9 protein-coding genes are annotated in these 10,403 nt (G+C 42.9%); 2 read left to right on the forward strand and 7 right to left on the reverse strand.

The genetic code is table 11. From position 1 onward, the window contains the following. The first annotated feature begins 163 nt into the window (after positions 1-163). The gene (gene kdpC, locus IM477_RS09475; protein ID WP_287731510.1) at positions 164-808 is read left to right on the forward strand and encodes a K(+)-transporting ATPase subunit C; all 645 of its coding nucleotides are present in this window, start codon (positions 164-166) and stop codon (positions 806-808) included. Positions 809-947: 139 nt separating this feature from the next. Here kdpC and IM477_RS09480 read toward each other — a convergent pair whose 3' ends face one another. Both IM477_RS09480 and IM477_RS09485 read right to left on the reverse strand, forming a co-directional pair. Further along, a complete protein-coding gene (locus tag IM477_RS09480) occupies positions 948-1,631 on the reverse strand; it encodes a YdcF family protein (RefSeq protein ID WP_287731512.1) in 684 nt (227 codons plus the stop codon). A gap of 3 nt (positions 1,632-1,634) precedes the next feature. Then, on the reverse strand, positions 1,635-4,247 hold the full coding sequence (locus IM477_RS09485; protein ID WP_287731513.1) for a DNA gyrase/topoisomerase IV subunit A: 2,613 nt from the start codon (positions 4,245-4,247) through the stop codon (positions 1,635-1,637). 82 nt (positions 4,248-4,329) lie between these two features. On the opposite strand from IM477_RS09485, the gene IM477_RS09490 reads away from it, so the two are divergent. Further along, positions 4,330-4,734 carry a response regulator gene (locus IM477_RS09490; RefSeq protein ID WP_002761765.1) on the forward strand — a complete coding sequence of 135 codons (405 nt, stop codon included), beginning with the start codon at positions 4,330-4,332 and terminating at the stop codon, positions 4,732-4,734. 243 nt (positions 4,735-4,977) lie between these two features. Here IM477_RS09490 and IM477_RS09495 read toward each other — a convergent pair whose 3' ends face one another. From IM477_RS09495 to IM477_RS09515, 5 genes are all read right to left on the reverse strand, one after another. Beyond that, positions 4,978-5,670: a M15 family metallopeptidase gene (locus IM477_RS09495; RefSeq protein WP_287731514.1), complete on the reverse strand. Its 693-nt coding sequence runs from the start codon at positions 5,668-5,670 to the stop codon at positions 4,978-4,980. Between the two features lie 121 nt (positions 5,671-5,791). Then, on the reverse strand, positions 5,792-7,393 hold the full coding sequence (gene dndC / locus IM477_RS09500) for a DNA phosphorothioation system sulfurtransferase DndC (protein ID WP_287731515.1): 1,602 nt from the start codon (positions 7,391-7,393) through the stop codon (positions 5,792-5,794). Positions 7,394-7,416: 23 nt separating this feature from the next. Further along, the gene (locus tag IM477_RS09505) at positions 7,417-8,376 is read right to left on the reverse strand and encodes an HNH endonuclease (RefSeq protein WP_287731516.1); all 960 of its coding nucleotides are present in this window, start codon (positions 8,374-8,376) and stop codon (positions 7,417-7,419) included. A gap of 269 nt (positions 8,377-8,645) precedes the next feature. Beyond that, positions 8,646-9,380, reverse strand: coding sequence for an SDR family oxidoreductase (locus tag IM477_RS09510; protein ID WP_287731517.1), 735 nt, complete (start codon positions 9,378-9,380; stop codon positions 8,646-8,648). A 39-nt stretch (positions 9,381-9,419) separates the two neighbouring features. Continuing rightward, positions 9,420-10,208, reverse strand: coding sequence for a class I SAM-dependent methyltransferase (locus IM477_RS09515; protein WP_287731518.1), 789 nt, complete (start codon positions 10,206-10,208; stop codon positions 9,420-9,422). Positions 10,209-10,403 lie beyond the last annotated feature (195 nt).

Here is a 10,403-nt window from a genome sequence, read left to right on the forward strand (position 1 = left end):
GTCAGTCTGTGGAGCGACCATAAGACCAGAACAGAGTAAATCTGTTAAGGCAGGTGCGAAAAATCCTTCGGGAAAGAAGCAGAAACCTAAATCGTGAGGTTTGGGAATCACCGTCCGTTTACGGCGGTGAGGATGTCAACTTTGTACCGGAGAGGTTTTAATTATGAGTTTTGCACGCGAGGCCGGTAGAGCCATCCGTTCTACCCTAGTTCTCTGGGTGATCACTGCGCTGATCTATCCTTTCTCGATGATCGCCATCGGTCAAATTCTTTTTCCCTGGCAAGCGAACGGGAGTTTGATCACCAATAATCAAGGTCAAGTGGTGGGTTCGGCTCTAATTGGGCAACCTTTCACCAGCGATCGCTATTTCAATAGTCGTCCAAGTACCACCGCCTACAGTACGGCCGATCCGAAAAACGATCCTAACAAAGTCCTGCAAACCGGAATTTCGGGGGCGAGTAACCTAGCTCCCAGTAACCCCGTATTGATCGATCGAATTAAAGGAAAACCCGATTCCGACCCGAAAAAAGCAATCGAGGGGGAGATTCCCCGATTAGAGAAGACGGGAATTAAACCCACCGCAGCTCTGGTGTACACCTCCGGATCGAGTCTCGATCCCCACATCACCCCGGAGGCCGCCAGAGCGCAGATCGAGCGGGTGGCGCGCTCACGCGGATTACCAACGAATCAAGTGGAGATACTGATTATCAAAAACACCGACGAGCGCTTTCTCGGCATCTTCGGCGAACCGGGGGTTAACCTGCTGAAACTGAATTTGGCTCTAGATGCGATCGCAAATAGCCAATAGGGTTTCTGATACTAAATCCTGTTTAAAAGGTATAGGAAAGTGGCAAGTGGGAAGAGAGAGTTTGCCTTTAAAAACCCCAAGTTAGTAGATTTACAAAAATGGGATGCAGCCGCTAAAAAACTAACTGGGAGAGTATTGTTTAGCTGATCTTACCTTGGGATTCACATTTAAAACCTTCATCGTGCCAAGCTTCTAAATCAACGGAATTTAAGGGAATGACTTGCCAACAGGGGGGATAGATTAATTGTCCCACAAAAGCCCAAATTATACTTCTAGTCACATCTAACCCAGTTTTTAGCTTTGATTCGTGATTACCCGGGATACCAATTTCTCGGACTGCATCGATTTCTACTGCTATACCGTGGGATTGCAAGTGAATTTCTGCTAACCATTTAGCGCGGGGTAAATGAGTAGGAGAGGTGACAACTTTTACTTTATGTACTCCCCATTGTTTTAAAATTGGCACGGCAAAGAAAAAATTGCCGAAGGTAGAATCAGCACACTTTTCTAACCAGACGTTAGTTTTTGGCGCTTTTGCCCGTTCAAATAGTAATAAAATACAGGGGTCTTTCGAGCCTTGGGAAATTAAAATCGGTATATCGGGGTATTGCTGGGCTAGATTGGCTACATAAATTTCCCGACGAATGCTGCCCCCCAAAACTAAGATGGCATCAATGGGTTTTTGTTGATTAATTGGCAAGCGGACGGCTAAATTAATCGCTAGATTAAGGATAATAAACCCAAAAACCAGAATCAGAGTTAGTTTTAACCATCTTTGCCAATTTCGGTGTTTACGCACAAAATTTTTCGATTTTTTCCCCATTGTTTAGAGATGGTGTAACAATTGTGCTTTGATAATTTTTTCTGCGGGGTTGAGTTTGACTAATTGTGAACCTGTCCCGTCTTTACCCGTAACTGTCACAGTCTCTACCTCTAAGGGTAGTTTTCGATTCTGATTGGTACTTAATAACACTATACTCCCCTCCCGGGCTGCTACCATGGCCGCTAAACTATCCTGTTTGTTGACGAATTGTAAAGCGGGTGAACCAAGATCGCCTAATTGTGATAGGCGTAAATTCTCGATCGCCAGTCTTTTCCCGTAACCTAATCCCGAAATCAGCAGCAGATTTTGCCGATGAGGGAGAGAAACACAGCCGGCTAGATGTTCCCCGTAGCGCAATCGCAAAATTGCTAAACCCTGAGCGGATTTACTCATCATTGGCAATAATTCCTCGCGCACGGGATAACGCAACACCCGACCGCTACTGGTGGCGATCGCTAAGTCCAGACCCTCGTGAGTAAAAATAGCGCCATACAGGCGATCGTCTTCTTTCAATTTCATGAGGGACAAACCCCGACTACCAACACCCTCTAATTCATCGATGGGAAGCCGCTTTATTCGCCCCTGTTGACTCAGTAAAAGCAATTCTTGATTTTTTTGAGGTTCCGTCAAGAAAAATTGATTTAACACGGCTTCTGAATCTTTTTGGGCGGTTTTGGTCAGCAGACTGGAGATTAACACCGGTTGATTGTCTTTTGGAGGAACTTCCCGGGTAGCAATCGGGTAAGCTTTAGCATTATCGAGGATAACTAGGAAATTTTCCCGTTTTTCGATCGCCTGTTGATAGATAATTAAACCCCGGTCCGGCACTCGCTCTTCTGGTGTCGTCCAACTAATTTTATCTTCGGCATCAAGCAATAAAATCGCATTTTCTGGGGGTTCTTGGGGCGTAAATAGGCTTAAACTCGGTGCATTCTCACTCTCAGACTTTTTCTTAACTTTATTCTCCTGTTTTTTAACCACAGAATCCTGTTTCTTCCCTTCTGTCTCCTGTCTCCTCTCTCCTGTCTCCTGTTTTTTAACCACAGAATCCAGTTTCTTCCCTGCTGTCTCCTGTCTCCTGTCTCCTGTCTCCTGTCTCCTGTCCCCCGACTTGCCAGTGGGAATTTTTGTCCGTCTGCTATCGGCGAATTTTTTCTTTAAAGAGCGCAATTCTTTTTTCAGAGACTTGAGAAACTCCTGACGGTTATGGAGGAGGGTTTCCAACTGTTGAATTTTTGTTTGTAATTCCGTCGCTTCCGTCTCTAATTTTTGTCTTTCCAAACCGGTTAGACGACGTAGGGGCATAGCCAAGATAGAATCAGCTTGAGCGTCACTAATGCCCAATTCTGCCTGAAAACGATACTTAGCCGTCGTCCCATCGGCAGCATTTTTGAGAATATCCACCACTCGATCGATATTCTGCAAAGCTAATAATAAACCCTCGACTAGGTGTAAGCGATCGCTGGCCTGTTGCAACTCATCGCCATACTGACGGGTGAGAGTCGTTTCTCGAAAGCGCAAGAATTCCTGTAAAACTTGTTTTAAAGATAACTGCCGGGGTTGATTATCGACCAAAGCGAGGATAATCGCCCCAAAATTAGTCTGTAGGGCCGTTTGTTGGTATAAAGCCGCCAAAACCTGCTGCGGTTGACTTTCCCGCTTTAATTCAATCACCACCCGAATGCCTTCGCGATTACTTTCATCGCGGATATCGGCAATTCCCTCCAATTTCCCTAAATTGACTAATTCGGCGATTTTTTCGATCCATGCAGCCTTATTCACCTGAAAAGGCAACTCAGTAACCACAATTGCCGTCCTTTCCCTTCGGCGCTTGCCCTCAATGATAATTGTTTCAGTTTTCGCCACTCCGCGCACGGGAATAATCCCCCTACCGGTGCGATAAGCCTCCCGAATGCCGGTATCATCTAAAATCTCGCCTCCCGTGGGAAAATCGGGCCCGGGGATAATTTCTACTAACTTTTCCTCGCTTAAATCGGGATTATCAATCAAAGCGATTAAACCTTCCACCACTTCCCCTAAATTATGGGGAGGAATATTAGTCGCCATCCCCACCGCAATACCTGAACAACCATTAAGAATAAGTATCGGTAACTGAGCGGGTAAAACAACGGGTTCCTGTTGAGAATTATCAAAATTACTGCTAAAATTAACGATAGCTTCGCTAATTCCCCCTAAAACCGCCTGATCACCGATGCCAGCCAAACGGGTTTCTGTATAACGCATGGCCGCCGGGGGGTCGTTATCGATCGAACCAAAGTTACCATGGCCCGATAAAAGTGGGTAACGACTGGAAAAATCCTGTACCATACGAACCAGTGCCTCGTACACTGACTGATCGCCGTGGGGATGATATTTACCCAAGACATCCCCCACCACCCGCGCACATTTACGAAAAGGGCGATCGGGGGTTAAACCCAGTTCGTGCATAGCGTATAATATGCGACGATGTACTGGTTTTAGTCCATCGCGTACATCCGGCAAGGCTCGCCCCACGATCACACTCATGGCATATTCTAGATAGGATCGTTCCATCTCTTGGTGTAAGGCCGTGGGTATAATTTGACCACTAGCTAAGAAATCCAGTTGTTTGGCCATGAGTCTCTCGTTTTCAATCTGTCTAGCTGTGAATCATAAGGCATTTTGCCCGTTTTAACCTTGTTTATCCCTGAGCATCCCTATGACGACTGTTTTGATTGTAGAAGACGACCCGATTAATTTTCGCGTTTTTGCCAAAATTTTGACCAAACGAGGTGGTCTAGAGGTTAAAGGGACCGAAGACGTGGAAGAAGTGCTTCGTATTGCTCGGGATAAGGAAGCGGACGTGATCTTAATGGATGTCTCCCTCTCCCATAGTGTCTATGAAGGGAAAGCGGTAGATGGCATTAAAATCAGCCAAATTCTCAAAGCTAACCCCGAAACCGCCGATTTACCCGTTATTCTCGTCACCGCTCACGCTATGGAGGGCGATCGAGAGAATTTTCTCAAGCAGAGTCAGGCCGATGGTTATATTTCTAAACCAGTGGTTGATCACCAAGCTTTTGTTGATCAAATTTTGGCGATCATCGATCAGAAGCTGGTCTAAGCTTTGAGTCTTCTTTTGTTAGTATATCAGTATTGATATAGGGTTGGCTGAATAAATCTAAAAACCTTGTTGGGTAAGACTTTTAGACTTTTTGTCAATCAAAAAGTACCGGCGACGGAAGTGATTGGGGGGAAAATCCCTGGACTTTTCCCCTGAAAATTAGGTAATTGACCCCCTCAAAATCGGTAAAACCCTACACCCTACACCCTGTCCCCACAAGAAACTTTTTGCCGCAAACCCTACTTAATCCTCCACTCTGCCATAGATGGCGTAGGCTCGATCGAGCGACCAGGCCCACATCTGATCCCCTAGGGAAAAATGCCACCATTCCCCCTTATGTCGGCTAAATCCCGCCTCCTCCATCACTTTAGCCAATAAAACTCGTTTTTGATGATAACTCTGTTCTCGCGGGCTTTTTGCGGCGATATAATAATCGGGATGCGATCGCTCACTGATCTCATCGATTTCTCCCCCCATGGGGATGGCTTGTCCCTTCTCGTCCACCAGGGTAATATCGATCGCCGCTCCGGTACTATGGGGAGGCGGAGTGGCGGCATTATCGCTGGGAAACGCCCAAATAGTGTAAACTTCTGTTAAAATCGCTTGACTTTCTGCCTCTGATAGTTTCTCTTTGGCTAATCCTCTTGTGTCTAGGAGAGTCTGAAAAGTATAATCGACCATAAATTGTTGCACTTCGATCGGTCGATAGGCATCAAAAATCAGAATTTGCCAACCAGGTTGATAGACTTGCAGACGGTTTTGAGCGTCAATCAGGGGATTTAACACCCCTTGTCGCAAAAAATAGGGAGATTTACCCCGATAATTAGCCCCTAATTTCTCGTAAGCGTGGGGAGAAGGGATAACAAATTTATCTGCGGGTATAGGTACTAGGGGTTCCCCACATTCACGAATAGGAATTTTTTGGTAGGGTTTCATCTCGTCGTCGAGAAACAGTAATTTTATTGATTGTCCACTCGATCGCCAGTTTACCGGAAAGACTAGATAGGGGAAATGCGGCCGGGAAAATCTAGGGACGTTTACGGGTAAAATAAACCCGTTATTCTTCCTCCTCAACGGTTGTAGGGAATTTCATACTGGCCCAAGTTAACTGTTTTTGCGGGTCTTTTTCCGGTTCACTAAAACTCTCTTTGAGTTGTTCTTTCACCTGGGCAATATTACCACTTTGAGCGGCATTCTTTAGATCATAGACATAACGAGCATTTTCGATCGCTTCCTCTTTACTACGAGAACTAGACTCAAAGCATTTTTCTAGGTCTTTGTAAATACCCTTTCGAGAGATTTTGAGAAAATATTGACGTTCTGTATCGATAAGTTTAGCCAATAATTCTAGGTGCATGGAATCCTCGGCACAGATATCCGCGAGTATATCCCATTCTTCACTCCCCAAAAGATTATTATCCGCTCCCGGTCGCGGGTCTTGAAAAGTTTCTCCAGTCACTTGTTTATAAATCTTCGGTAATTGGTCATCAAATTCGTGCTTTTCTTCCCTCCAAATCCGGCGAATTTCGCTGAGTTCCTCCGTGGTAATTAGGGTAATATCTTTCATCTCCTCTGGGGCATTAGTACGCACGCTCTCCTGAGCCTCTAATACCCTTCTCAGCCAATATTCTCGCCATTTTTTAGTATAGGGTCCCGGTATGGGTTCGATCGATATTTCTCCATTTAAGTTTCTTTCAAATAATTGTACTTTCCCAAAGATACGGCGAAAATCCCGTTTTGGTCGGTCATCTTCTATATCTAATTCGTTGCGAAGGTCTAAAAGCGGTTGTAACCATTCTTTTTCTTGGTCATTCTGTATCATTGCCTCCATCGATTTATCTTTATTCACCAACGTACACACCCAACAACCAAAGCGCGAATCTCCACAGCTAGGAGTGGAAGTATCTACCACTAGGGGACATTCATTATCCGCAGTCGCTCCTCGATACATTGCTAATAATTCTTTGTTATCTCCTCCCCAGGGATTTTCCCACTGCATTAAGTACATCCATACTTCATCAGTACGCCAATCTTCTATGGGAGTATAAACAAGTGAATTAATCAAGTGAGTATGAGGGCTAAGACGCTCCCTTAATCTCCCTACTTTATGTCTTTCTATGGTTACTGATCGTGCGGAGCTTTCCGTTTTTCGCGCACCTAAAATAACTATTGCCTCACCATTTTCTCTAACAACATCTCGAATAAAATAATTAACAGGTTGTATTTTCATCCGTTCAGTACACCAGCGAAATCCTCGTCGTGGTGCGGGATAGCCCTTCCCAATCAAACAAACCCAGAAAGTTTCCTTAACAGAAGGATTGATCTGATAAGGTTTAATAGGTATTTGATGATCTTTCGCCGATATTTCCAATTTTTTTATACATTTGTTAACCCAAGTAGATACAAGAGGATTTTCTACCAATGTATCTGTTGTAATAACATAAATTGTTTTATGTCTTTTTTCTTCTGGCAAACTAGCGATCGCATTCCAAACCAATTGTAAAACTGCTGTGCTATCTTTTCCCCAAGATACACCTATGATCCAGGGAATACTGTCTAGACAATATAACTCTTGTATTTCTTGAGTAATACTTTTGATATCTTCTACGAACTCCTCTATAGCACGATTAGGAAAAATAGAAGTTGTTTTTTCAAGCATAATGTTATCAACAAAAAGATCAACTAATTTCTAAAAATATTCTGACGATGCCATTGGATAGCTTCAAGTTTTGGATAGTGATTTTCTAGAGTGGGTAATAAAATATTCATACCATGAAAGTCTTTAATGGCTTTAGCATTAGGAGAAATTTCTTGAAAGTCTTGACTAATCATAATTTTGTATTGATCGTCAATAGTAAATAGTCCTTGATCGAATGCCCAATGATGATTTTTACAAAGAGATAAACCATTGTTTATCTGGTTATCATAGAATCTGGCAAAAGGTTTGATATGTGCGCCATCGACAATACTTTGTGTCAAGGAGTGGATGACTTTAAGACCACAAAAAGAGCATTGATAATCGTATAAATGGACTACTGACTTGCGAAATAACGCATCTCTAACTATAGACTTTCTAAAATAATATTTTGTCTGTGTTTCTCCTTCATCTAAAACGCTACGATCTAGTTGAGTGTCATCATCTTGTTGTAAGACTTGATTAATTTCTAAAATATCTTCTAATTGCTTTTGACTAGAAGAAAACCAAGCTTCTATTAGAGTATCAATTAGCTGTCGTCTAGCTTCTGGTTCCTGTAAAAGTTTATACAATTCCTCATCTAAAATCGCATAATCTACATCTGCTCTAATTTTGGGAATAGTTTGAGGACGGCCCCCACTATAAATATCACTAAACTTTAGCTTCCAAAATCCATCATTTTTAAGATGAAAGAATGGTAAAGCTAACCCACCTTTGAAGGCATCTGGGTTTAAACGCTTCCAATATTTATCAAAAGTATCGATTAATTCATCAGAAATATAGATTTTATTGTCCTGAATTTGAGAATCACTAATTAACTCAATTACTGATAATAATAAGATAGGCTTATAAGGTGCTTCACCACTTTGCTTAGACTTATTGACTTTAATTTTAGAAAATAAGTCACAATAATATTTTAAATTGCGTAGGGGAAGACTATCGACCATAGGGGGGGGGAGATATGCGGCTAAAAAAAGGAAACTATTACCAGCATACAGAAAAACATCCCACCGAGAGGAAAAAATATAGAAAGCCTAGAGAGATAGTCATAATAACATCGATCGAGCGCGGCTGACAAGCGATCGCAAAATCGAACTTATGTACTATGATCAACCCTTAATGCAACTTTAAAAACCCACTTCCCACTCCCTCCTATACCCTTTAAAGAGGATTTAGTATCACTTTCCCTGGTTGAGGGTTTAAGTCCGGTTAGGGATTAAAGAGTAACTCCACCGTCCACGGGTAAAACCACACCAGTCATATAGGGGTTGATAATCAAACTCAATACTGCTAGGGCGACTTCTTCGGGTTGCCCTAAATGTTCGACAGGTAGAGCAGAAACCGCCCATTTGCTCAGGTCGGAGCGTTCCGAATCACCTTGACTGCTCCAGATACTTGTATCTTCTATTAATCCGGGGGCAACAACGTTAACGCGAATAGGAGCGATTTCTAGGGCGAGGGCGCGTCCAAATACGGCTACGGCACTATTAGCGGCGGCTATGACGGAAATTCCGCCCATTTTGGAATATTTGAACATAGTGACGCTGGATGTCAGGGTAATAGAGCCGTCCTTGGCCAAAGTTTTCAGGGAGCCACGCACTGCTAAAAAGGTTGCCCAGAATTTCTCCATACCTCCCCGGGCCGTTTCTGTGGTCATTTCGGTTAATAAGGCTCGCGGCATATTTCTGTCTCCGAGAGAGGTGACTACTAAATGGTCAAAGTTGCCAATTTCTGCAAAAAAGGCATTAACAGAATCTTCTTCTAAAAAATTAACAGTTTTGGCTTCAATCTCCCCGGAAATTAGGGCAACAGCGGCAGCTAATTTCTCTTGAGAAGCATGGGAAAGCACCACTTTTGCCCCCAGGGAGAGCAATTTTTCGGCAATCGCTAGGTCAATCCCAGAGCTTGCACCAATAATAACGACTTTTTTACCCGATAAGGAATCAAACATTTTTTTTGTCTCCAAAAATTCAAGAAAAACTTACAACTATTACAGTACATTGACTGGCTTTTGGGCGGCAACTAACCAATAAGTTATGGCCGAGGAACTTAGCAAATTATCCAGAGGCTTAATGTTTAAATTATAGGTTTCTTCGTCTAATTTTCCCGATTGCAATTCCTCTGTTAACCAAGACTTAAGATGGCGAAAATGTCTGAACCAGCACTCCTCCGTCACCTCGACAAATTGAACATCTTTAAACCCTGCCTGTTGATAAAGATTTTGATACTCTGCCCTATCTTTGACCGTGTTTGCTTGGGGAACTGTCCAATCCCCTAAAAGTTCTGTTGTGGCAAAACTCAGATCTGAGAGAATTAAGGTTCCCCCCGGCTTTAATACTCGCCAAGCTTCTTGGAGGAATTGCCGCCTGGTATTAAAATAAAAAGCCGCTTCTACACAAATAATTTGCTCAAAAGAATGATCGGCAAAATCCATCTCTACTGCGTCCATTAACAGAAATTTACCCTCGGGAAAATTCAAGAGACTTCTAGCAATTTGTGTCGGAGAAATGTTAATGCCTACAATTGCTGTCAATGGGTAATATTTGAGAAGATAATGAGTAGTTGCTCCTAAACCACAGCCAACGTCAAGAATTGTTCCCTGTTTGTTGGGAATAAATTCTAAAAGTTTCTCCATCAGAGTAGAGGATGCTTCCTGTTGATCTTGAGTATGGGAGAGCCAATAACCGACATTAAAAAACTCTCTTTCACCATAAAACTCTCGAATCGAAGGACTACAAATTAAATCATCGAATCTACTAATCCATTCATTTTTATCCATTTTTAAACTTACTTAACTCTTTCGGCAAAAAACTACATTAGTTTAACACGATTTGGCTTAGTGGGACTTAAACAAATTTCAAGCCCAAACAAAGCCTAAACTGGCTTTGTAAGCGGCAAACACATCCCGATTCTCGGTCAGCCACTCAAAGAAACGGAAAGACATCGCTGTCCGAAAAGCTTCCAAGGCTTCCAC

This window comes from Microcystis sp. M090S1 (assembly GCF_020246295.1).
Taxonomy (GTDB): Bacteria; Cyanobacteriota; Cyanobacteriia; order Cyanobacteriales; family Microcystaceae; genus Microcystis; species Microcystis aeruginosa.

Coding starts and splice junctions, on each gene's coding strand:
- kdpC (WP_287731510.1), top strand. CDS start 164: ATGAGTTTTGCACGCGAGGCCGGTAGAGCCATCCGTTCTACCCTAGTT.
- IM477_RS09480 (WP_287731512.1), bottom strand. CDS start 1,631: ATGGGGAAAAAATCGAAAAATTTTGTGCGTAAACACCGAAATTGGCAA.
- IM477_RS09485 (WP_287731513.1), bottom strand. CDS start 4,247: ATGGCCAAACAACTGGATTTCTTAGCTAGTGGTCAAATTATACCCACG.
- IM477_RS09490 (WP_002761765.1), top strand. CDS start 4,330: ATGACGACTGTTTTGATTGTAGAAGACGACCCGATTAATTTTCGCGTT.
- IM477_RS09495 (WP_287731514.1), bottom strand. CDS start 5,670: ATGAAACCCTACCAAAAAATTCCTATTCGTGAATGTGGGGAACCCCTA.
- dndC (WP_287731515.1), bottom strand. CDS start 7,393: ATGCTTGAAAAAACAACTTCTATTTTTCCTAATCGTGCTATAGAGGAG.
- IM477_RS09505 (WP_287731516.1), bottom strand. CDS start 8,376: ATGGTCGATAGTCTTCCCCTACGCAATTTAAAATATTATTGTGACTTA.
- IM477_RS09510 (WP_287731517.1), bottom strand. CDS start 9,380: ATGTTTGATTCCTTATCGGGTAAAAAAGTCGTTATTATTGGTGCAAGC.
- IM477_RS09515 (WP_287731518.1), bottom strand. CDS start 10,208: ATGGATAAAAATGAATGGATTAGTAGATTCGATGATTTAATTTGTAGT.